Genomic DNA, 24,066 nt, shown 5'->3' on the forward strand with positions numbered 1-24,066 from the left:
CTCGAAAAAAACATCGTCATTCCTGCGAAAGCAGGAATCGAGCGACTTCAAGCAACTGTATCCAATGGCGCTGGATCCATGCTTTCGCAGGAATGACGAGCAAAAGCCCGGTTTTTCGAGGTTCCCTTGAGGCGGCGCCGTTTCAGGCCCTGCCTGATGAGAGTGGCGCGCCTTATCCCTTCGGCGCCGGCCCCTTCACCACCGTGACGAAGGCATCAGGCCGGATGTGCTTGGCATACGCCTGCTGCACTTCCGGCGCGGTCAGCTGCAGGTAGTGCTGGCCGGCGATGCTCATGGCATCCAGCGGGCGGTCCTGGGTCGCCAGGGTCAGCAACTGGTGGCCGATCGCAGCGAAGCTCGACTCGCCCAGCGGGATCTGCCGCAGCAGGATGCCCTTAGCGCGCCGCAGGTCGTCGGCGGATACCGGTTCGCGCTGCATCTGCTGCAAGTCCCGCACCACCAGCGCACCGGCTGCGGCGACCTTGTCCGGATCGCTGCCGAACGACACGCTGTAGGTGCTGCGGTGCTTGTCCAGCGCGAAGCTGGTATTCACGTTGTAGACCAGCCCGCGCTTGTCGCGCAGATCGCGGTACAGCCGCGAGGCGTAGAAGCCGCCGCCGAGCACCTCGTTGCCGAGATTGAGCGCATAGCGCGCGGGGTCGTCGCGGGTGACGTCGATGGTCTGCGCCATCTGCACGCTGTCCTGCACGGCGCTGCTGTCCGGCACGTGCAGCTGGCCGGGCTTGTTCGGCGGCACCGCAGCGTAGTCGACATCGGGCTTGGCACCGCCGGCCTGCCACGCGCCGAAGCTCTGTTCCACCACTTGCCTGGCCTGCGCGGGATCGACCTTGCCGACGATGACGATGGTGGTCATGTCCGGACGGAAGGTCTGCGCGTAGTAACGTTTCACCTTGTCCAGGCTGAGGCTGCCCACCGTCTGCGGGGTGGCATAGCGCAGTTGCGCATCGTGCGCCGGCAACAGTGCCTTGTAGAGGCCGATCTGGGCAAGGAAGTCGGGCGACTGGATTTCACCGGCCGCCATCCCCGCGACCTGCTGCTGCACCACGGCGAACGCCCGTGCCGGCAACGCCGGATGCAGTTCGTTGTCGGCGAGCAGCTTCATGCCGTCGGCGAAATGCGCGGCCGGCACTTCCAGCGAAAAGCTCGATCCGGCAGTTTCGCCTGCGCTGATCTCGTCCAGCGCCTGCTGGAACTGCAGGCGATTCATGCTCGTGGTGCCGAACGCGAACAGGCCGCCGAGCACGTCGTCCACGCCGTCCTCATCCTTCGGTGCCTGCAGGTCGCCATTGGTCTTGATCTTGCCGTACACCTGCACGGTGTCGCTGATCGTCTCCGGCTGCACGATCAGGCGTAGCCCATTGGCCAGCGTGTACGACACCGGCTGCAAGGTGGAGCGTGGCAGTTCGAGCTTGGCGAAGGCCTGAGCGGCCCAGTCCGGTAGAACCACCGGCTTGTCCGGGCTGGAGGCAAAGCTCTCGGCGCCGCCGAAACCCTTGCCGCTGCCGGGCTTGCCCGAGCTCTGCGGAGTCAGGATCGCGGTGACCGCATGCGCGGGATCGAACGTGCGCCGGGCCAGCGCATTCACCGCCTCCGGCGTCACCGCCTCGATCGCCTGCTTCATCGCGTCAGGCGACTCCAGCCCCTGGAATGCCAGTGCCTCCGACCATGCATTGGCCAGGCCTTCCACCGAGTTCTTCTTGAATTCCAGCCCGGCGATGGCCTTGCGCTTGGCCGCGTCGACCAGCGCTGGGTCGATGCCCTTGCTGGCCGCATCGGCAAGAATCGCCTGCATCTTCGCCAGCACCGGCTGCGGATTGCCGCCACGCGGGAAGATGCCTACCGCCACGGCCCCGCCGGCCTGTGGCATCCATTCGCCGGAGAAGCCGCCATATAGCGCGGAGCCGTCCATGCCCATGCCGAACAGCGCCGCTCGCTGTGAGCCCATCGCCTCGCCCAGAACCAGCGCCGCAGCATAATCCCGGTCCTTCATGCCGGGCATGCGGTAACCGATATAGACCGAGCCGTACGGGCTGTCGGTAGGCAGCTGCACGGTCTTCGCCTGCACCGGCTTGAAGTCGAATGCGGGGCGTGCCGGCAACTCCTTGCGCGGAATATCGCCGAACTTGGCCTTCACCGTGGCCAGCGTGGCGAGCGGATCGACGTCGCCGGCAATCACCAGAATCGCGTTGTTCGGCGCATACCAGCTGGCGTGGAACTGCCGCAGCATGGCCGCCGTGGTCCTGTCGAACGACTCGCGCGTGCCCAGCGGCGTGTGCGCGTAGGGTGTGCCGGCGAACAGCTGCGCCAGCAACTGCGAATAGAACTTGAAGTCGGGGCTGGACAGGTCGCGCGACACTTCCTGCTCGATCGCACCACGCTCCTTCGCCCATTCGGCGTCGGCAATGTCCAGTCCGCGCATGCGCAAGGCCTCGGTGTGCAGGGCCACATCCAGATCCTGCGACGGCGCCACGAAGTAATACTGGGTCACGGCCTGCGTGGTGTCGGCGTTGAACGCGCCGCCCATGTTCGCGGCGATCGCCGCCAGCTGGTCCTTCGACAGCCCCGGGCTGCCACGGAACATCATGTGCTCCAGCGCGTGCGCACTGCCGGGGAAGCCGTCCGGCACCTCGTCCGAGCCGACCAGGTAGTTCATCTCGGTGGTCACCACCGGCGCCAGCGAGTCGCGCACGATCACCACGCGCAGGCCGTTGTCGAGGGTGGCGCGGGTGACGTCCGCGTCGTTCGTCGCCGCGGCAGCCGTACCGGCCAGGGCCAGCGCGATCGCGGCGGCGAGATATCCCATGGACTTGTTCACAAGGTGTCCTCTTATAGACGGTTTGCAGCAGGGTTTCGGTACTTGCCCGGCCACCGACTGGCCACGGTGATCTGCAGCATGCCGGATCGGCTCTTTCGACAAAAAGCCGGATAACCGTTGCACAAGGCGAGTGACCGGGCAAGAACGGCCACAGCCGCGGACTGTGCCGAACTGGGCTCGCCCAAGGTTTCTATCCCGGCCCTGGCTCCGGATTCCCTGCTGCGCCTGACCTCGCGCTGACCATGACCGACGATCTTTGTTGAGCCCATGGGCATGCATTGGTTAAGCTCCCCAAGCTTTATCGCCTGTTGCGCAGGCTTCGCCGGGGACTTTTTTGAGCGCCACTGCAGCAAACCACGACAGCCGGCATCCCCTGTTCACCGCCCTGGTGCTTGCGCTGGTCGTGGCCGCGATGAATATCGGGCTGTGGTGGTGGGGCAACCTGCCGCACGGCCCGGACGACTGGCACGGCCAGATCAGCGGGTTCTCGCTGTCGGTATTCCAGCGCTACCAGAGCCCGTTCAAGCAGGATTACCCCAGCGACGACGAGATCGCCGCCGACCTGCACCTGCTGAGCAAATACACCGGCAACGTGCGCACCTACACGATGCAGCAGAACCCGCAGCTGTATCGGCTGGCGCAGAAGGAAGGCCTGAAGGTGATGGCCGGCGCCGAGATCGACAAGCGCCTGGACAACAACGAGCGCGAGATCGAGCTGCTGATCGCCAAGGCGCGCCGGTACCCGGAAACCATCACCCGCGTCATCGTCGGCAACGAGGTGCTGTTCCGCAACGACCTCACGCCCGAACAGATGATGGCGTACCTGGACCGGGTACGTGCCGCCCTGCACCAGCCGGTGTCGATCGCCGAACCGGAGTACATCTGGCTGAAGTACCCCGAGCTGGCCGATCATGTGGACTTCATCACCATCCACCTGTTCCCGTTCTGGAACGGGATACCGCGCAGCGATGCTATCCCTGCAGCCCTGGGCGCGTACAACGAGATCCAACAGCGCTTTCCAAACAAGCACATCGTAGTCGGCGAGATCGGCTGGCCATCTAACGGCGACCGCCATGAGTACGCGGATCCTTCGGTGTCCAACGAGGCGATCTTCATCCGCAACTGGCTGAACCTAGCCAAGCAGCACCACATCGAATACTACTTGCTCGAAGCCTTCGATCAGCCGTGGAAGGAAAACCTCGGCGAAGGCCGTACCGGTGCCTACTGGGGCATCTTCAACGCCGACCGTCAGCCGAAATTCCCGTTCACCGGCCCGGTGACCGAGGACACCGCCTGGCCGTGGAAGGCGATTGCCGCCAGCCTGCTGTCGCTGCTGCCGATGATCTGGTTCGCGCGCCGCTTCAGCCGTTTCAAGCTGATGGGACGGCTGTTCTTCTGCATGCTGATCCAGCTCGCCTGCGGCCTGCTGACCTGGTCGGCCACGTTGCCGTTCAACTTCTACCTCAGCTGGGTCGACTGGACCATGCTGGTGCTGCTGTTCCCGGCCCAGATCGCGATCCTGTCGATCCTGCTGATCAACGGCTTCGAGTTCACCGAGGTGCTGTGGCGACGCGGCTGGGTGCGCCATGCCGGCATGCTGCGCCCGGACCCGCCGGAAAAGCAGCCGTTCGTGTCGATCCACCTGGCCTGCTACAACGAGCCGCCGGAGATGGTGATCGTCACGCTCGATTCGCTGGCCGCGCTGGACTACGCCAACTTCGAAGTGCTGGTGATCGACAACAACACCAAGGACCCGGCGGTGTGGCAGCCGGTGCAGGAATACTGCGAAAAGCTCGGCACGCGCTTCCGCTTCTTCCACCTGGAACCGTGGCCAGGCTACAAGGCCGGCGCGCTGAACTTCGGCCTGAAGGAAACCGATCCGCGCGCCGATGTGGTGGCGGTGATCGACGCCGACTACGAGGTACGCGCCGACTGGCTGGCCACTCTCACCGGCTACTTTCATGACCCGAAGGTGGCGGTGGTGCAGTGCCCGCAGGCACACCGCGAGTTCGTGCACAACACGTTCCGCCGGATGACCGCGTGGGAATACGACGGCTTCTTCCGCATCGGCATGCATCACCGCAACGAACGCAATGCGATCATCCAGCACGGCACCATGACGATGGTGCGGCGTACCGCACTGGAAGGCACCGGTGGCTGGTCGGAATGGACCATCTGCGAGGACGCCGAGCTCGGCCTGCGCCTGATGCACGCCGGCTACGAGCTGGTCTACGTCGACGAGCTGATGGGCAAGGGCCTCACCCCGGCCGACTTCAAGGCGTACAAGAGCCAGCGTTACCGCTGGGCGTTCGGCGCGATGCAGATCCTCAAGGGCCGCTGGGACTGGATGACGAAGAAAGGCCCGCTTTCGGCCGGCCAGCGCTTCCACTTCCTCACCGGCTGGTTCAGCTGGTTCGCCGATGCACTGCACCTGATCTTCACCCTCATGGCGCTGTTCTGGACCGCCGGCATGGTGGCGTATCCGCAGTACTTCAGCCTGCCGATGCAGCTGTTCCTGATCCCGGTGATCGGCTTCTTCTTCGCCAAGGCGATCTTCGGCATCGTGCTTTATCGCGCCCGCGTGCCGTGCAGCTGGTACGACACCTTGATGGCCTCGCTGGCCAGCATGGGCCTGAGCCACGCCATCGCGCGGGGCATCCTGCACGGCCTGACCCGCGAGAAGACCTCGTTCGTGGTCACCGCCAAGAGCCGGCGGCTGGGCGGCAGCAACTTCGCCGCGTTCGCGCCGGTGCGCGAAGAGGCGCTGATGGCGATCGCCCTGTTGCTGTGCATCGTCGGCATGGCGCTGGGCTATGGCACGCGCTACATCGAAGGCACCTTGTGGATGTTCATCCTCGCCGCACAGTCGATTCCCTACGTCTCGGCCGTGGTCGGTGCATGGATCGCGCACAAGGCGGGCGACAAGGCGGGCTGATGCGGCCACGGCCGCATCGGCAAATCAGGCACACCTGTCCTGCTGTCAAGCATGGCGCCTCGGCTCTGACGCCGAGGCAGCGAGCCGTGTTCGTACCCAGCCAACAACGACTTGGGTAAGCTGGCCTTACCCTGCGAAGACGCCATCGAGGACGGAACCCCACGCATGCGCCGAATCCCCCGACGCCTGAGCCTGCTGCTGACGCTGGTGCTGTTGTCGACACAAGCCCATGCCGGCGTGCAGTTGGTGGTGGACGGGGTCGACGACCCGCTGAAAGCTGCGGTGACCTCGGGCGTCGAGCTGTCTCAATATGCCACCCGCGAGGTCAGCGACGCACAGGTGCGACGCCTGTATGAGCGTGCAACCGATCAGGTGAGAGCCTCGCTTGAGCCGTATGGCTATTACGACGCCACGGTCAACGGTGACTTGCGTCAGGTTGGCAAGGACTGGCAGGTGACCTTGCACGTGCAACCGGGTACGCCGGTCACGGTCATCGCCATCGACATCCAGCTGGACAAGGACGCCGCCGAGATTGCCGAGATCCGCCGGGCGCAACGCGTGATCGAGCGACTGAAGGACAAGCCGTTGAACCACGGCAGCTACGACGCTGCCCGCGATGCCCTGAGCGCGCAGCTCATCGCCAACGGCTTCCTCGACGCCAGGCTGCTCACCCATCGGGTCGAAGTGACCCGCGCCACTCGCAGCGCCACCATCAAGCTGACCTGGCAGGCAGGACAGCGTTACCGCTATGGCAAGGTGAATTTCGAGGGTTCGCAGTTCAACGACGGTTTCCTCGACCGCTACCTGCCGTTCAAGTCGGGCGATTACTTTTCGCAGAGCCAGCTGCTGCAACTGCAGCAGGCGTTGAATGGCGCCGACTATTTCGCCGTGGTCAACGTGCTGCCCGACGTGGACACGGCCAAGGCAGGCGTGGTCGACATCGATGTGCAGCTGGCACCGGCCAGGCGCACGATCTATACCGGTGGCCCGTTCATCGGCACCGACACCGGCTTCGGCCTGCGCGGCGGGATCGAGCGACGCTGGGTGAACCGGCGCGGGCACAAGTGGAAGAACGAGCTGGTCCTGGCGCAGCGGTTGAAAACCTTGTCCACGCTGTATTCGATTCCGCTGCCGGGCGACAACCAGCGCAGCTACAACGTCGGTGCGAATTACCGCGACGCGAATACCGATACCTCGCAATCGCGCACGCTGGAGCTGGTCGCCAACGAGACCCGGCTGTGGCACGGCTGGACGCGTACGCTGGGGGTACATGCGCTGGACGGCACCTTCACCGTCGGCAAGATCGGCAACGAACCGGACAACACGCCCGGCATCGAACACGGCCGCAGCACCGAGGTATTCGCCGAGGCTTCGCTGTCGCGCAAGCAGGCCGACAACTTCGATTTCGTGCACCAGGGCTGGTCGGTCAACCTGGCCGCACGCAGCACCGTCGGCAACCTGCTATCCGATGCCGGCTTCAGCCAGCTCACCGCCGACGCGAAGTGGATCCATGCCTTCGGCGAACGCCAACGCAACCGCCTGATCCTGCGCGGCAGCGCCGGCTATACCTGGACCGACGACTTCACCGCGCTGCCGCCGATGCTGCGTTTCTTCGCCGGTGGCGACCGTTCGGTGCGTGGCTACGGCTACCAGACGATCGGCCCGCTCAACAGCGACGGTCGCGTGATCGGCGGCAAGAGCCTGCTGGTCGCCAGCACCGAGGTCGAGCATTACTTCACCCGCAACTGGGGCATGGCGGCCTTCGTCGATGCCGGCAACGCGTTCAGCGGTGTCGACTACCAGCCGAAGATCGGTGCCGGCCTCGGCGTGCGTTGGCGCTCCCCGGTAGGCATGATCCGTGTCGACCTGGGCACGCCGATCCACAACTCGCAGGCGCATGGCATCGAGCTGCACCTGGTGATCGGGCCGGACCTGTGAGATGGACACGATGACCACGCCAGCTGCCGCACCCGCTTCACCAGGCCGCCGACGCTGGCTGCGCGGGCTCGGTCTGGTACTGCTATGCCTGCTGGTACTGCTCGTTGCCACGACTGGCTGGCTGCTTGGCACGGCCTCCGGCCTGCGCTTCGCGCTGGCGCGTGCCGAAGCCGCCACGCATGGTGCGGTTCATGTGCAGCAGGCACACGGACGGCTGATCGGGCCGCTGACTCTGGCCGGTGTGCACTACGACGACGGCAACGGCACCGTGGTGAGCGTGGCCAGGGCGCAGTTGGACCTGCGCGTTTGGCCATTGCTGGCCAAACGCGTGCATGTGCTGATGCTGGATGCCGACGGAGTCGACGTCGCGCTGCCGGCATCAGCCCAGGACAGCAACGCATCCTCGGGCAGCTTCTCATGGCAGCTGCCGGTCGACGTGGTGCTCGATCGCGTGCATGTCGGCGCGGTAAAGGTCACCCAGGCTGGTCAACCACGTTTCGCGTCCAGTAGTCTCGACCTTGCCGGCGCTTGGACCCATGCCGGCATCGCACTCCATCAACTCACCCTGCAGGCACCGGACGGCCACATCGACCTCACCGGCATCCTGGCCATCGGCCAGCGCTATCGGGGCGATGGCCACGCCGACTTTGCATGGAAGCTCGGCGACACCGACTACGCCGGCAGCCTCGCCACACATGGCGACGGAAGGCAGGCCCATGTCGACCTCAAACTCGTCGCGCCGACCGCCGTGCAGCTGCAACTGGAGTTGAGCCAGGCCGGCGACCATGCGTGGACCGCCTCGCTCGACGCGCCGCGCTTCGATCCGAAGCCGCTGTTCGGCGACAGTTCGCTGAAGGCCCTGGCTGTCGCTTTGCAAGGCCACGGCGACCGCTACGGCGGCACCCTAGACGGCCGCCTCGACCTCAACGACTACCCGTTGCTGCTGCAGCCGTTGCGGGCGTCTGTCAGCCACGACTTCAACACGTTGACGTTGCAACAGCTCGAACTCGGCTCGCCACGCATCAAGGGCAGCGTCACGGCCAGCGGCACCGTGCAGCTGGACGCCAAGCCACTCAGCGCGGAACTGGACATCCGTTGGAGCGACCTGCTGCTGCCAGCCGAACTGGCCGGCCAGGCGCTGGCCAGTCACGGCGAACTGAAGGCCAGCGGCAGTACCGCGACGTACCGTGCCGCCGGCAATGTCGCGATCGGCCCACCCGGCATGCTCGCCACGCTGGCCCTCGATCTCGATGGCACGCCCCGGCAGATCACCTTGCACAGCCTGGCGCTGAGGCAGCCGCAGGGCCTGTTGCAGGCGAACGGGATGCTGACCCTACAGCCCGCGCTGGCATGGCAGGCCGAAGCCACCGCTGAGCGGTTCGACCCGGGCCAGCTGTTCGCCGGCTGGAGCGGCGCACTCGATGTCGACATGTCGAGCAGCGGCACGCTGCCCAAAGACGGACCCGACGCGACACTCGATATCCGCAAATTCGACGGCAGGTTGCGCGATCGCACCGTTAGCGCCAAGGGCAAAATCCACCTGTCACCGAATGCGGTGATCGACGGCCAGCTGCAACTGGAATCGGCCGGCAGCACCGTGCAATTGGAGGCGCGACCCGGCGCCAGCAACAACGTGGACCTGAAACTCGATATCGCCTCGCTGGGCGACTGGCTGCCGAGTGCTGGTGGCCGTCTGGATGGCCATTTCAACATCGGCGGACGATTCTCGAAACTCAGCATCAACGGCCAGTTGCAGGGGCAGTCGCTGAGCTGGCAGCAACAACACGTGGACTCACTGCATCTGATCGCCGGCATCCCGGACATCGGCCATCCAGCCGGCAAACTGGATGTGAAGATGGCAGGCGTGCACCTGCAGGGACTGGCCTTCCAGCACATCAACCTGCTGGCCGAAGGCAGCGAAGGCGATCATCAGCTGAACATCGATGCCCACGGCACCCAGCTCTCCGGAGCGCTGAACCTGCATGGCGCGCTGAAAGGCGATGCATGGAACGGGACGCTCGGCCTCCTCAACGTGGACCCACAGGGCATGCCAGGCTGGCGACTGCAGCAGCCGGCGCAACTGGGTTACCGCCATGGCGCGGTGAACCTGTCCGAGCTATGCCTGAGCGCTGGCGAACCACTGCTGTGCATCGCCGCCACGCAGGACAAGGGCGGCAGCCTTGCCGCCAGCTATCGACTACGCGCCCTGCCGCTGGCCCTGCTGCTGAACGCAGCCGGCGAAACCGGCCTGCCGATCCGCGCCGACGGCATGCTGGCCGGTGATGGCAAGCTCCGCCGCAATGCGGCCGGCGCACTCAGCGGCACCGCCTCGCTCAACTCTGTCCGGGGCAGCGTCACCTATACCGACCACCCCGATGCACCCCTGCTGAGCTACGACCAGTTCAGCCTTGATGCCGAACTCGCACCCGCCAGTCAGCGCATCGGCGTCCACAGCGGCCTGGACCAGGGCGGCCGTCTGGACGGTCAGATCACGCTCAGTGGCGCCCGGCAGTCGCTGGGCGGCGAGCTCACCCTGCGCCTGAACAACCTCGCCTTCGTCGAATTGCTCAGCAGCGAGGTGGCCAACGTGAAAGGCCGCCTCGATGGCTCGTTACGGTTTGCCGGTACGCTGCAGCAACCTGCGATCACCGGCCACGCCACGGTTGCCGATTTCGCCAGCGAAGTACCTGCCGCCGGGCTCAAGCTCAACCAGGGCCGACTGGCCGTCAGCACCGCCGACGCGCGACAGTTCCGCATCGACGGCAGCGTGCGATCCGGCAAGGGCACGGTAGCCATCAACGGCAGCGCCGGCCTCGGCGCGAACGCGCAGGCCGCGATCACGCTCAAGGGCAGCCAGTTCACCGCCGCCGACATCCCCGCAGCCAAGGTAACGATCTCACCCGACCTCACCGTGCAACACGATACCAACGGCGTGAGCATCGGCGGCAGCGTCACGCTGGACAGCGCCGACGTGAATGCGGACAAACTACCCGGCGCCGGCGCCACCAAGGCCTCGCCCGACGTGGTGGTGATCGACGACAAGCAATCGCAGCAGGCCGGCGGGAAACTGCCGGTCAGTGCACAGGTCAAGGTGGACCTCGGCCGCAAGACACATCTGGTGGGGATGGGGCTGGACGGCCGACTCAGTGGCGTACTCACCGTCACCGAGCGCCCGGGTCGCGCCACCACCGGCCAGGGCCAGATCGCCGTGGATGGCACTTACCGCGCCTACGGTCAGAACCTGCAGATCCAGCGCGGCCAGCTGCTGTTCGCCAGCACACCCATCGACAATCCGGGCCTGAACATCCGCGCCGTGCGCAAGCTCAACCCGAACGCCACCGTCGACGAAGGCCAGCAAGTCGGCCTGCTGGTCGCCGGCACGGCGCAGCGCCCCGTCCTCACCGTGTTCTCCAACCCGGCGATGGAGCAGTCCGATGCGCTGTCCTACCTGGTCACCGGCAAGCCGCTGTCGCAGGTGAAGGGTGGCGAAGGCGACATGGTCGGCGCCGCTGCACAGGCGCTTGGCTCGGCTGCCGGCGACCTGCTCGCCAAGAGCATCGGCTCGAAGCTGGGTGTGGACGATATCGGCGTCTCCAGCAACGAGGCGCTCGGCGGCAACTCGGCATTCACGGTCGGAAAATACCTGTCGCCACGGCTCTATCTCAGCTACGGCGTCGGCCTGTTCGAACCTGGTGAAGTCATCACCTTCCGTTACCGCCTCAGCCATCGCTGGAATCTGGAGGCGCAGAACGCCACCGACTTCAGCCGCGCCAGCCTCAATTATCGCTACGAGAAATAGAGCTTGCCTCATTCCCAGGGGATCGCTCCTGGACAGTGCGTTGGGTTCAGCACTATCTAACCTTGTGATCACGGTTCCGTAACGAATATTGCCCATAGTGGAAACTGCCTGGACCGATGACGTGACAGCGTGGCTGGTTCGCGCCACCGGCATACCTCGTTTGTGGAACGCATGGAAAGCCGTCATCAGACCGATGAACTGAGGGCGACCGGGAAGGAGACGCAGGCAACCACAGGTGCATGTCGAGATGAAGCAGTCCGGGAAAAGAGGTTGGTGCTGGGCTTACCTCAAGATACGCAGCCTTTACGGCAGCCGGCTCACCGCGATCTACCGTGCAACCCTGTTCACGCTGCGCGGCGACACCGGGCGCTTCCGCAGCCATAGCGGAATGATGCAGTCCAGATTGAAGAGATGAGCGGGCACGGGACATCTTCTGGGCTCTGCCGGTAATCGTGTCGCTCTCCTGAATGTGAAGCGTGGCCGGATCACCCGAGTTGCCGCCAACCGGGAGTACGGTGACAGCAGCCGTTCAAACACGACGGGGATAATCCACTCGACATCGCGCCTGCACCATCCCACTGGAGATCGTCACGTGATCAGCAAGCCTCTTGCACGAAATGCGACTTACACCCTGCTCTGCGCAGGCTTCGTGGCGATGGTCGGCTGCAGTCAATCGCCGCCGCCGGCGCAGAATCCGGCCAGTTCGGCTTCTGCCGCCACGGCAAGCTCGGCAGCCCCGGCAGCCGCACAAACCACCGCTGCCGCGCAAGCCGCACCGTACACACCGCCCTCGGCCGACCAGTTGTACCAAATGGTGGCACCGATCGCGCTGTTCCCGGACAACCTGGTCGCCCAGGTATTGGCCGGATCGACGTACCCGGATCAGATCGCTGCCGCGGATACCTTCCTGACCCAGAATCCCGGCCTGAAGGGCACCGCCCTGCAGGCACAGGTCAACCCGCAATCCTGGGACGCCAGCGTCAAGGCACTGACCACCTTCCCCACCGTGCTCGATCAAATGGCCAGAAATCCCCAGTGGACCAGTGCCCTGGGTGAGGCTTATGTCAACGATCCGACCGACGTGATGAATGCGATCCAGGTGATGCGCCAACGTGCGGCGCAGAAAGGCAACCTGCGCAGCAATGCCCAGCAGGTCGTGCAGACCCAGCCCGTGGCCCAGACCGCCGAGTATGCCGACAACGACCAGGGATCCGCCTACTACAGCGGCCCCTCCGTCGTGCAGGCGCCAGCCCAGGCCATCGAGATCATGCCGGCGCAGCAGGACACGGTTTATGTGCCGAGTTACAACCCGCAAACCGTCTATGGCGGTGACGTGCCGGTCTATCCCAGCTACAGCTACCAGGGACCGCAATACAGCACCGGTGAAATCGTGACCGCGGGCGCCATCACCTTCGGTGCAGGCATCCTGATCGGCACGCTGCTGGACAATCATCACCACGACCGCAACTACAACCCACCGCCTCCGCCGGGTGGCGGCTGGCACAGCTGGGGCATGCACTGGGGTGGCCGTGGCTCGGGCGGCGGCTGGCAGCGACCGGCGGTGATCCACAACAACACGACCTACGTGTCTAACTCGACCACCATCGTCAATCGCTATACCACCAACAACATCAACAACAGCCGCACGACGATCAACCACACCGGCAACATCAACAACAACCGCACAACCGTCAACAACACCAGCAATATCAACAACAGCCGGAATCAGGTCGTGGAGAACCACGAAGCTGGTCGCCCAGCTGGCAACAACTTGCCGCATTCCGTAGCCAACGAGCATGCGGCACCAGCACCGCATGGGCCCATGTCGATACCGCATTTCGGCAGCGCCCCACAAGGTGCGAATGTGCCGCCGGGAACACGTCCTGCGGAACATGTGCCCAATACCCTGGCGCGCCCGGAGGCTGTGGCGCACCGCACAACCATGCCGCAACCACTGCCTGCGCATGCACCGGCGACCGAGTCGAATCGTGAACCGAACCACGCCACCCGGGAGATGTCTGCAGCACAGCCGAGGCCGCCACATGCCACTCCGGCAACACGGCCCGCCGTAACTCCCCGCGCCGAGCCTCATCCGGCCATGCCACCTCACGTTGCAGCAGCACCTCGCCCTGCTCCGGCGCAACACCCACGACCCGCAGCCGCGCCAGCGCAGGCTGCGCATCCACACGCCGAGCCTGCCAAAGACGAAAAGCACAGCAAGGACGACAAAAACGAGCATTCCTGACGGCACACCGACCAGCCGCAACGCCAGGGATGGCACACGGCTGGTCGCATCCCGCGCCGACGGAATCTCCGGGCATTCCGGGCGCAGCCAATGCCCCGGCGCCGCAGGCTGCGCAGCCAGCACCGATATCCGATAGCCCATCAGTCATGCCCACAAGCACGAACAGGCGGACTATCGTGGGCATTCCGTTCCTGCCGGGATAGTCGCCATGCGACAACTACGTTGGATTCTGACTACTGCCGTGCTGTGCAGTGCGAGCGCATGGGCCGCCGCGCCCATGCCCATGTCGCCATCGAGCGGTAACCCGCCCTCCGGGATCGATCCGGCCGGCATCGACCGCAGCGTGAGGCCAGGCGACGACTTCTTCCGCTACGCCAACGGTGACTGGCTGAAAACCGCGCAGATTCCCGCCGACCGCTCCAGCACCGGCACCTTCCTCAAGGTGTTCGAGCAGGCCGAGAAGGACACCGCCGAGCTGATCCGCAACGCCGGCAACAGCCACCCCGCCGCTGGCAGCAGTGCGCGCAAGATCGCCGACTACTACGCCGCCTGGATGGATACGACTGCCATCCAGCAACACGGCCTGGTCCCGCTCAAACCGGAACTGATGCAGATCGACGCGATCGCCTCGCGCCAGGATCTGGCCCGCGTGCTGGGCTCGCGCCTGCGTGCCGACGTCGACCCGATCAACGCCACCAACTTCCACACCGAAAACCTGTTCGGCCTGTTCGTGGCGCAGGGCCTGGAAGATCCCTCGCGCAACATCGCCTACCTGCTGCAGGGCGGCCTGGGCATGCCCAGCCGCGACTACTACCTGTCGGACGACCCGCACATGGTGGCGTTCCGTGCGAAATACCTGATCTATGTCACCGCGCTGCTGAAGCAGGCCGGCATCGCCGACGCCGACGCGAAAGCGAAGACGGTGATCGAACTGGAAACAAAGATCGCCAAGGCGCAGGAAAGCCTGATCGACAGCCAGGACGTGCACAAGGCGAACAACCTGTGGCGCGTGGCCGACTTCGCGCAGAAGGCACCGGGGCTGGACTGGGCAGCCTACTTCAAGGCCGCCGGCCTGGACGGCCAGCCGCAGATCGACGCCTGGCAGCCCGCCGCCATCACCGGCCTGTCCGCGCTGACCGCCAGCGAGCCGCTGCAGGCCTGGAAGGATCTGCTCGTCTTCCACACGCTCGACCACGGTGCCGCCCTGCTGCCGCAGGCCTATGCCGACCTCAGCTTCGATTTCTACGGCCGTACCCTGCAGGGCACGCCGGCGCAGCAGCCGCGCTGGAAGCGTGCCGTGGGCGCCACCAATGTCGATCTCGGCGACGCGGTGGGCCAGCTCTATGTGAAGCACTACTTCCCGGCTTCATCCAAGGCTGCAGTGCAACAGCTGGTTAAGAACCTGATCGCCGCCTTCAACGATCGCATCGACACCTTGAGCTGGATGACGCCAGCCACACGCCAGAAAGCGAAGTCCAAGCTGGTCACGCTGCGCGTCGGCGTCGGCTATCCGGAAACCTGGCGTGACTACGCCACGCTGCAGATCAGCGCTGACGATCCGCTCGGCAACCACCTGCGCGCCGAGCAGTTCGAGTATGCGCACCAGCTGGCCAAGCTCAGCCAGCCGGTCGATCGCGACGAATGGTGGATGACACCGCAGACCGTCAACGCGGTGAACCTGCCGCTGCAGAATGCGCTGAACTTCCCCGCCGCGATCCTGCAGCCGCCGTTCTTCGATCCGAAGGTCGATGCGGCCGCCAACTACGGGGCCATCGGCGCCATCATCGGGCACGAGATCAGCCACAGCTTCGACAACACCGGCGCCGAGTTCGACGCGCAGGGCAAGCTGGAGAACTGGTGGACGCCGGCCGACCTCGCCCACTTCGAATCCGCCACCGCACAACTCGCCAAGCAGTTCGACCAGTACGAGGCGCTACCGGGCCTGCACGTCAACGGCCAGCAGACGCTGGGCGAGGACATCGCCGACGTATCCGGCCTGACGATTGCCTACCTCGCCTATCACAAGTCGCTGGACGGCAAGCCGGCACCGGTGATCGACGGCCTCAGCGGCGACCAGCGCTTCTTCCTCGCCTTCGGCCAGGCCTGGCGCTCGAAGATCCGCGACGACGCCCTGCGCCAGCGCCTCGCCACCGACGTGCATGCCCCCGCCGATTTCCGCGCCCAGACCGTGCGCAATCTCGACGCCTGGTATCCCGCATTCGAGGTCAAGCCCGGCGAGAAGCTGTACCTCGATCCGAAGGACCGGGTGAAGATCTGGTAGGAAGATGCCCAGGCGAAAATATGCGGGGCCGTGGTTGCGAAACCACGGCCCCGTCTTTTGACAAGATTGGAGCGCGAACGCCTGATCTCTCGGCTATTCGTCACCCTGCAGGACAGGAATAGGAATCACTTGACCAACGTGAGCGCCCGGCGCGCGACTGACGCCAAGCTGTTGTAAAGCAGCTCTAGCACCCAGCGGATAAAGCTGGTGGTAAGCGATACGCCAGCAACCATCGTGCGGCCGAGAAAACGGAAGATCGCTGCGATGATCGTGCTGACATAGGTGGAAAGCTCGATCGACAGCTGCGCTCCTTTGCCAAGCATCCATGCAAGATGATCCAGCACGGTCATCCCAGCCGTGAAAACGGCGCCTACGGCAACGAAAGCCACCTTGCCCAGAATCCATGCCAACGCCTTGCCAATCATCTGCAATACGGCTGCACTGCCCATCAAGATGCCGCCACCGCCAGGCCCAACTTGGGCAAGCCATGCCTGCACCTCAAGATCGTCAGCCGAAACCCGGTTGCCAAGGGTCTGCCAGCTCTGGTCGCCGACTCCGGGGATGTAGCTGTCCACCATGAAATGCGCGTTGATGTTGATCAATCCCGAAGGGCCCGCAGTCAGTTCGTAACCCGGTGCCTCCATCGGAACATGATGAAACGGGAACAACGGGATCTTCGGCACCGGATCGGAACGATGGTGCACGCGATACATGTTCTGCTCGGTAACTCGCTGGCTCAGGCTGCGCGCGAAGAACATGTCACCAGTGCGTGGCGAACCGAAGGTGTACAGCTTGACCTCGGCCGCACGCACGCTTGAAAGGTAATCGGCATTAAGCGTGGCCAATGCACCGCCAAGGCTGTGCCCTACGCAGTGAATCACCGAGGGATTGCGCCCACGCAGAAAGTCTGTGACATCGGCGGAAAACGACTTCCACGTCTCGTTGAAGCCGGCATGAACCGGCAGGCCACCTGGACCGAGCTGTACACCAATATTGAAGTTGGTCAACCAATCGAACCCTGTCTTGGTTCCACGGGTCGCGATCAGCACTTCGTTCCGGTAAGCACCCTCGCCCGCAGCAATGTAACCGAAGCCGCTCAGCTTCTTGCAGGCAATCAACCCACCAGTGCGGCCGACGAAGCGCGAGCTGTCGTTGACCGTGAACATACCCTCGCTACCGAGAATGTCATGACGTGCCGCGGATTCACTGAAGCTCTGATCAAGCAGGTAATAGACGCCACGAGCAATCGCCGCGGCCTGATGAGGTGAAAGTGTGCTCATAAACCCTCCTTGATGGCTGAACGCATCACTGCGGCTCGCAGATCCCGTAGACCTCACCGTGACGTCCCGGCTCGGCTTCGAGTCGGCAAGTCAGGAAAATCGGCCGACCCTTGAGTTCACCGTTCTCTGCATATTCGCCCTTGTTGAACAACCATGCTTCGTAACTTTTCCCGGCGTACTTGATCAGGATCGTCTGCCGCACATTGGGTTCATGCGGCATCAGCGATCCGAACAACGAATGCCCCCAGATTGCGGGCAGCGAGAACACACCTAGTGCGTCGGTAGTGGCCTCGTCGTTGCCAGTCTGGTCGTTCCACATCCATTTGTAACTGCGCTCGATGGTCGCTCCCTTGATCGGCTGGCCATGATCCAGCACCACACCGCGCACCGCAGAAAACAGGCACATCTTTCCCATGGCGTTCGCCTCGTCAGCAGTCGTCAAAAACAGCGCGCAGCAAAGCAGCACGGACAGCAGAATATGTCCGGCATGTGAAAGCCGCCTATGAGGCTTTGTAGCCTGGGACAGCGCAAGTTTGCGCGTCCGCATCGTGTCCCGCCCATTCCATAGCCTTGCCATCACCATCCCCCGCGGCCAGCTTCCAATAGAAACATCCCGCAACGGCCTGAATAGCAAAACAACCTGCTCCCCGCAAGTCGTCCTTCGCCTCGCGTGTCACATCCTGCGCTGCGTATCACCGCATTTCACGTCGAACCGGACACCTGAATCAGACGATGCCCATACCTTCGATGCCCAGGATCGTCATGGCGTCAAAACCAGCCCGTTCAGCGAAACAGCGCCCACGTTCCGCGTAGTCCTTGAACTGATCGAAACTAGGTGCCCCTGGTGACAGCAGGATGACACCGCCTTTTGGTGTACACGCTTTAGCTTCGATCACGGCAGCAGCGAGATCAGCGACTCGGACGATCGTACAGTCCACGCCGGCATTGCGCAGCGCCATCTCGATGCGCGCACCGTTGCCGCCCATGCAGACGATCGCATGGGCGGGCGTGCTGCGCATCGCGTCGACGAACGGCGTCCAGTCCAGGCCGCGGTCGTGGCCGCCGACCAGCACGGTCACCGTTCGACCATGCAGGCTTTCCAATGCCGCCAGGGTAGCCAGCGGCGTGGTGCTGATCGAGTCGTTGACCCAGTGGAAGCCGTCATGTTCGCCCAGCCGCTGCAGGCGATGCGGCAACGGCCGGAAATGCGCCAGCGCTGGCGCTGCCGCCAGCGCATCCATGCCGACAGCTGAGAGGGCAGCCAGCGCTGAGCAGGCATTGAGTGCGTTATGCAGGCCCGGTGCAGCGAGCCCATCGACCGGAAAGACTGCCTGGGTTCCGCGGCGAATGAAACCATCGGCGACATGCCAGCCTTCCGGCTGGCCAAACAACAGGCGATGCGGGTGCTGCTGCGTGCGTTCCAGCAAGACGGGTTGCAGCGCATTGACCAGCAGCTGCCGCGAGGCATCGGCGAGACGCAGCTTGTCGGCGACATAGCGCTCGCGCGAGCCGTGCCAGTCCAGGTGTTCCTCGTACAGGCTGGTGATCACGCCGAGCTCCAGCGGACCGGCTTCGCCGGTCTGGAAGCTGGAAAGCTCGACTACCCACAGATCGGCCTGCTGGTCGAGCAGTTCCAGCAGCGGCAGGCCGATATTGCCGGCCAGCGCCGTGCGCACACCGAGCGAGCGCGACAGGTGTGCGATCAGCGCGCTGGTGGTGCTCTTGCCCTTGGTGCCGGTTATCCCGATCACTCGCGCACCCGGGTTCTCCGCGAACCACAGGGCGGTGCCCGACGTGAAATGCGTGCCTTGCTGCGCAGCGGCCAGCAAGGCTGGCTTGTAGGCCGAGATGCCGGGCGACTTCACCACGACATCGAAACGACCCAGGGCAACCGCGTCGGGCTCGCCGCCGATGACTTCGATCGTTGTATCGAATGCATCTGCCGATTCGATTTCGGCGTCGCCGCACAACAACGTCAAGGCTTGCCGCGGCAAGCGCGCACGCAGCGCCCGGATCACCGCCCGCCCTTCGCGGCCGAAACCCCAGACCGCGATGCGCCGGCCAGCCAGATCGGCGATGCGCATCAACCGATCGCCGCCAGCGCCGCCTGCAGACGGGCGGGCACACGATGCTCGCCGGATGGCTTCAGCCACGGCTCCAGCGCCAGCTGCGATGGATCCAGCCGCGGCAGGATCTCGCTGCGGAAACGCTCAATCAGCGCGTCTTCCTGCCACTCCGGCCGCTGACTCAGTGCAAACATCGCAGCGCGCGCCTCGGCACCCTCGCCCACGCATTCGAACGGCTTGTGGTCCTGGTATTCCAGCAACGCGTCGAAACCGGCGGCCTGGTTCTCGTCGTCCAGCAGGTTGCGTCCGAAGATCGACAGCAGCCGCGGCTTGGGCAGGAAGGGTGCCAGCGCCAGAAACACGAAGTGGCACTTCGGACACTGTCCGCACCAGCGGTCGGCTGGCTTGGGACCGAGCAGCTTGAAATTGCGGTTGCAGCTGGAGAACGCGTCGAAATACGGCGTGAGCTTCGCGAACGCGCGGGTGATCGCCAGTTCCGAATACGGCCGCAGCAGCGAGCAGTAGTCGAGGTCACTGGCAACGTGCGTATGCAACCAGTTGCCGAGCAGCTGCTCGAACGCGTAACCCTTGCTCCACTGATGATTCACCTGCTGGCCTTCGTACTCCAGCGTGGCTGCCGAGGCGGAACGCTCGTTGGCGAACGCGATCGAGTCGTAGCCGTACACGATCGCGGCGACGGCGAGGATCGCCGAATTCACCGCGGTCACCGGAATATGCCCGTTCCACGCGCCGAGCCGGTTCAACTCGAACAGGCCCGGTGCCAGCTCGCGCTGGATGTTCAGCGTGGGCAGCCCGGTGCGTTCGGCGCAGGCGGCGATCAGCGCGGAATTGCCGACCCACACCGCCGTCGCCTCGCCGCCGATCGACTTGATTGCCTCCACCGCGACCAGCGAATCCTTGCCCCCGCCGATCGGTACCAGCGTGCGCTGCGGCAGGTTCAAGGCGCCCACCGTCGGCGCCACGCCGCCACGCGGGAAGGCGATACGCCCGCGCAAATCCAGTCCGTTGCGATAGGCGAACTCGGCCAAGCCGTGCAGATACAGCTGATCCAGCAGCTCGGCGGTAGCATCGTCGAGCGGGCCGCTGGCCACCTCGATCTTCGGCGGCACGCCAGCCTTGTAATAGCTGACACCGGCGATCAGATGCAGCAGCTTCAGCGCCGCCTCGAACGCCGCGGCATGCGTGGCCGGAACCGCCGGCGCATGCGGGAAACGAATCCGCTCGACCAGCTCCTCGCCGTCGTCGAACGCGTACGCCAGCTCGGCCACGCCATCGGCGTAGCTGCAGCGCACAAAACGGAACAGCTGGGTCAGCCGCGGTTGAATTGTCATCGTCACTCTTCATTCTCCGGCGCGCTTGCCCCCCTCTCCCCTGCGGGCGACCCGAAGGTAGTCCCCGTGGGAGAGAGGGTTGGGGTGAGGGGCCGGACTTGCCAAGGCATCCAGAATCACCGTAAGCACGCTCTCAATATCCAGTAATACGTCATTGTTCCAGAACCGCAGTCCGCGATAACCCATGGCTTGCAATTGCTATGTGCGCCGCTCGTCATGCACCACTTGATCAGCGTGCTGACCACCGTCCAGCTCCACGATCAGCAACGCTTCTGCACAAGCGAAATCGACGATGTGACGACCGATTTCATGCTGGCGTCGGAACTTGAAGCCTGACAGATGCCGATTGCGCAGATACCGCCATAGCATCTGCTCCGCACCGGTCATTGCTCGGCGCAATCCACGCGCCCGATCCATGTTGAGACGTTTCATCCTTGAAAGCTCTCCTGATGTTGCACCTTGGCAAGATCGGCCCCTCGCCTCAGTCCCCTCTCCCACGGGGACTACCTTCGGGTCGCCCGAAGGGGAGAGGAGGCAGAAGCGTCACTCGATAATGATTTCCTCGGCTTCGTCACGCAGGTTGTAGTGCGAGGACATCACCTTGCCGTAGGCACCCGCCTGCGCGATCAGCATCACGTCGCCCTCCTGCGCCTCGGGCAAGCGGCGATCGGTGCCGAGCACGTCGCCACTCTCGCAGATCGGGCCGACCACCTGGTACAGCGCGGTGGCCGGCTCATCGAGCCGGCTGAGATTGACGATCTCGTGCCAGGCGTCGTACAGCGCGGGACGGATCAGGCTGTTCATGCCGGTATCGATGCCGAGATAACGGAACGCACCCTTGCCCTTCTGCTGGGTCGCCCGTGCCAGCAGCACGCCGGCGTCGGCGACCAGGTAACGGCCCGGTTCCATCCACAGTTGGTATTGCGGATAAGCCGCCTTGACCTCGCGCAGCACGCGATCGAGTTCAGCGATGTCGAGCCGTGCCTCGCCCGGATGCGACGGCACGCCGAGGCCGCCGCCGATGTTCAGGAAGGTCACGCTGCCGATGCGCTCGGCCAGGCTGGCCAGCTGCACATAGACCTCGCCCCAGTGGCCGGCATCGAGCACGCCCGAACCCAGATGCGCATGCAGGCCGCGCACGGTCACGCCATGCGCCTCGGCCAGCTGCAGGAAGTTGGCCAGTTGATCCAGCGGCAGGCCGAACTTGCTGCCGCTGCCGCCGGTGCGCACCTTTTCGTGATGGCCGAGGCCGCGGCCAAGATCCACCCGCAGCACGATCTCCCGGCCACGGAAAAACTCGCCCCAATGCTCGATCGGGTACAGCGCATCCAGCGTCACGGTGGCACGGGTGCCGAGCGCAAAAACATAGTCCTCGCGGGACGCGAAGTTCGGCGTGAACAGCAGCGGCGTGGCTTCCGGCACGATTGCGCTGATCGCCTTCAATTCGCCAGGCGAGACGCACTCGAACGCAAAGCCTTCCGCGACCAGCGCATGCAGGATCGCCGGATGGGTGTTCGCCTTCACCGCATAGTGCAGACGGTCGACCGCGCCCAGCGTGTTCAGCTCGCGCGCCTGCTGGCGCACCGTCGGCAGGTGATAGACGTAGCGTGGGGTGGCCTCGGCAGCCAGTTCCAGCAAGCGTGTCCGCTGCGACCCACGCCACCATGCCGTCGCAACGCCGGGCACTTCGCCACTGCCGTACAGCGCCTGCCAGCTGGGACCGAACAGTTCACTGTCGTCGGTACGCAGCGCACCGGCGCCGATTAGCAGGTCGTGCAGATGCGGCAACAGCGTGTCGACCACTTCTTCATCCACCACGAAGGTGAGATTGAGGTTGTTCGACGACTGCGAAATCATGTGCACGCGCAGCTGGCCGAACTCGGCCAGCACGCCGGACAGCGTATGCAGCAGGGAGCGCATGCCACGGCCGACCAGGGTGATCGCCGCGCACGGCGCGATCACCTTGACCCGGCACACCTTGGCCAGGTCGCTGGCCAGCGCGGCGATCGCGTCGGAGTCGAGCAGGTTCTCGGTGGGATCGAGCGACACCGTGACATTCGTCTCGGCCGAGCCGATCAGGTCCACCGACAGCCCATGCTGCTTGAAGTGCGTGAACACGTCGGCGAGGAAACCGACCTGCTGCCACATGCCGACCGATTCCATCGACACCAGGGTGATGCCCTTGCGCGCGCTGATCGCCTTGACACTGGGCGCGTGCGCGCGCACTTCGGGGCCGATCACCGTGCCGTCGAGTTCGGGACGATTGGTGTCCTTGATCAGCAACGGCACGCGCGACTCGCGCAACGGCGACAGGCAGCGCGGGTGCAGCACCTTGGCACCGGTGGATGCGATTTCCTGGGCTTCCTCGTAATCCAGCCGCTGCAGCAGGCGGGCACCCGGCACCTGGCGCGGATTGGCGGTGAACATGCCGGCCACGTCGGTCCAGATTTCCACCCGCTGCGCCTTCAGCAGCGCGCCGAAGTAGGAGGCGGACGTATCGGAACCGCCGCGACCGAGCAACACGGTGCGCCCCTGTGACTCACGGGCGATGAAGCCCTGGGTGATGAACACCTCGCCTAGCGTCGCCAGCCGCGCAGCCAGTACCGGATCGGGTCGCGAATCGACCATCGAGGACAGCAGCCGGGTGCGCTCGTTCTGGTTCGGCAACGCGATCGCGGCGAGGCAGTCACGTGCATCCAGCCACTGCGTGGGCAGCCCGCTATGGCTGAGGAAAGCCGCGCCGAGCGCGCTGGACATCAGCTCGCCATGCGCCTGCACCTGTGCCTGCCAGGCCAGCTCGCCCAACGCCGCCGGGCCGTCATCGGCCAGCTTCGCCAGCTCGTCCAGCCGTGTGCCCAGCGTATCCGGCATCGCCAGCTGCATGTGATCGAGCAGCTCGTAATGCCGCTGCGCGATCGCCTTCGCTGCTTCGTTGCGTTTGCCCTTGTCGCCCTGAGCACACAGTTGTTTGAGTGCGTCGGTGATACCGGTCAAGGCGGAGACAACCACCAGCACGCGGGCGCCTTCGGTGCGGCGACTGTCAACCAGTTCACGGATGTTCTGCCAGCGGGGAAGCGTGGCGACACTGGTGCCGCCGAACTTCATCACGATCCAGGGGGCGTCGACGGTAAGCGACGCGGGGCTTTGCGGGTTCACAGGTACCTTCAGCGGTGGTGGGGGGAAGACAATCTAGCCAGTGTTGCGCCGCAGCAGGCGGAATGCAACCGCTCGGAGGCTGTATTTGTTTGGATGGCTAAATGCGCTGGCGTATGGCCCGAAGAGCCGTCATCCCGGCGGAAGCCGGGATCCAGTGACTCTCGCGGCCAGACGTGCA

11 protein-coding genes and 1 pseudogene are annotated in these 24,066 nt (G+C 64.7%); 5 read left to right on the forward strand and 7 right to left on the reverse strand.

Translation table 11 applies throughout. The annotated features are described in order from the left end of the window. Window positions 1-172: 172 nt before the first annotated feature. On the reverse strand, window positions 173-2,836 hold the full coding sequence (locus B0E46_RS08265; protein ID WP_077555314.1) for a pitrilysin family protein: 2,664 nt from the start codon (window positions 2,834-2,836) through the stop codon (window positions 173-175). A gap of 334 nt (window positions 2,837-3,170) precedes the next feature. Here B0E46_RS08265 and B0E46_RS08270 point away from each other — a divergent pair, with 334 nt between their 5' ends. The 5 genes from B0E46_RS08270 to B0E46_RS08290 all read left to right on the forward strand — a co-directional run bounded on the left by B0E46_RS08270 (window position 3,171) and on the right by B0E46_RS08290 (window position 16,034). Continuing rightward, a complete protein-coding gene (locus B0E46_RS08270; protein ID WP_077555315.1) occupies window positions 3,171-5,771 on the forward strand; it encodes a glycosyltransferase family 2 protein in 2,601 nt (866 codons plus the stop codon). A 165-nt stretch (window positions 5,772-5,936) separates the two neighbouring features. Next, complete coding sequence (locus B0E46_RS08275) at window positions 5,937-7,709, forward strand: autotransporter assembly complex family protein (RefSeq protein WP_077555316.1); 1,773 nt, start codon at window positions 5,937-5,939, stop codon at window positions 7,707-7,709. A 1-nt stretch (window position 7,710) separates the two neighbouring features. Beyond that, complete coding sequence (locus B0E46_RS08280; protein WP_254425090.1) at window positions 7,711-11,508, forward strand: translocation/assembly module TamB domain-containing protein; 3,798 nt, start codon at window positions 7,711-7,713, stop codon at window positions 11,506-11,508. A gap of 592 nt (window positions 11,509-12,100) precedes the next feature. Then, window positions 12,101-13,753: a DUF3300 domain-containing protein gene (locus B0E46_RS08285; RefSeq protein WP_077555317.1), complete on the forward strand. Its 1,653-nt coding sequence runs from the start codon at window positions 12,101-12,103 to the stop codon at window positions 13,751-13,753. 208 nt (window positions 13,754-13,961) lie between these two features. Then, entirely contained in the window at window positions 13,962-16,034 is a 2,073-nt protein-coding gene (locus tag B0E46_RS08290; protein WP_077555318.1) for a M13 family metallopeptidase, read from the forward strand. A 125-nt stretch (window positions 16,035-16,159) separates the two neighbouring features. On the opposite strand, the gene B0E46_RS08295 is transcribed toward B0E46_RS08290, so the two are convergent. The 6 genes and pseudogenes from B0E46_RS08295 to B0E46_RS08320 form a co-directional block, all read right to left on the reverse strand. After that, window positions 16,160-17,314: a lipase family protein gene (locus B0E46_RS08295; protein ID WP_077555319.1), complete on the reverse strand. Its 1,155-nt coding sequence runs from the start codon at window positions 17,312-17,314 to the stop codon at window positions 16,160-16,162. Window positions 17,315-17,339: 25 nt separating this feature from the next. Next, complete coding sequence (locus B0E46_RS08300; protein WP_254425091.1) at window positions 17,340-17,891, reverse strand: carboxypeptidase-like regulatory domain-containing protein; 552 nt, start codon at window positions 17,889-17,891, stop codon at window positions 17,340-17,342. Window positions 17,892-18,039: 148 nt separating this feature from the next. Continuing rightward, the gene (murD, locus tag B0E46_RS08305) at window positions 18,040-19,398 is read right to left on the reverse strand and encodes a UDP-N-acetylmuramoyl-L-alanine--D-glutamate ligase (protein WP_077555320.1); all 1,359 of its coding nucleotides are present in this window, start codon (window positions 19,396-19,398) and stop codon (window positions 18,040-18,042) included. After that, window positions 19,398-20,738 carry a UDP-N-acetyl-alpha-D-muramoyl-L-alanyl-L-glutamate epimerase gene (gene murL, locus B0E46_RS08310; RefSeq protein WP_077555321.1) on the reverse strand — a complete coding sequence of 447 codons (1,341 nt, stop codon included), beginning with the start codon at window positions 20,736-20,738 and terminating at the stop codon, window positions 19,398-19,400. Before murL ends, murD begins: the two co-directional genes overlap by 1 nt. Before the next feature lie 3 nt (window positions 20,739-20,741). After that, window positions 20,742-21,164, reverse strand: a pseudogene (locus tag B0E46_RS08315) (DUF559 domain-containing protein). A gap of 111 nt (window positions 21,165-21,275) precedes the next feature. Then, entirely contained in the window at window positions 21,276-23,888 is a 2,613-nt protein-coding gene (locus B0E46_RS08320) for a bifunctional aspartate kinase/diaminopimelate decarboxylase (protein ID WP_256364041.1), read from the reverse strand. Between the last annotated feature and the right edge of the window lie 178 nt (window positions 23,889-24,066).

Source organism: Rhodanobacter sp. B04, from assembly GCF_002001125.1.
Classification (GTDB): domain Bacteria; phylum Pseudomonadota; class Gammaproteobacteria; order Xanthomonadales; family Rhodanobacteraceae; genus Rhodanobacter.

Bases quoted from the DNA above. Each gene is read 5' to 3' on its own strand.
- B0E46_RS08300 (WP_254425091.1), bottom strand. From the start codon at position 17,891: ATGGCAAGGCTATGGAATGGGCGGGACACGATGCGGACGCGCAAACTT.
- B0E46_RS08290 (WP_077555318.1), top strand. From the start codon at position 13,962: ATGCGACAACTACGTTGGATTCTGACTACTGCCGTGCTGTGCAGTGCG.
- B0E46_RS08295 (WP_077555319.1), bottom strand. From the start codon at position 17,314: ATGAGCACACTTTCACCTCATCAGGCCGCGGCGATTGCTCGTGGCGTC.
- murD (WP_077555320.1), bottom strand. From the start codon at position 19,398: ATGCGCATCGCCGATCTGGCTGGCCGGCGCATCGCGGTCTGGGGTTTC.
- B0E46_RS08275 (WP_077555316.1), top strand. From the start codon at position 5,937: ATGCGCCGAATCCCCCGACGCCTGAGCCTGCTGCTGACGCTGGTGCTG.
- B0E46_RS08280 (WP_254425090.1), top strand. From the start codon at position 7,711: ATGGACACGATGACCACGCCAGCTGCCGCACCCGCTTCACCAGGCCGC.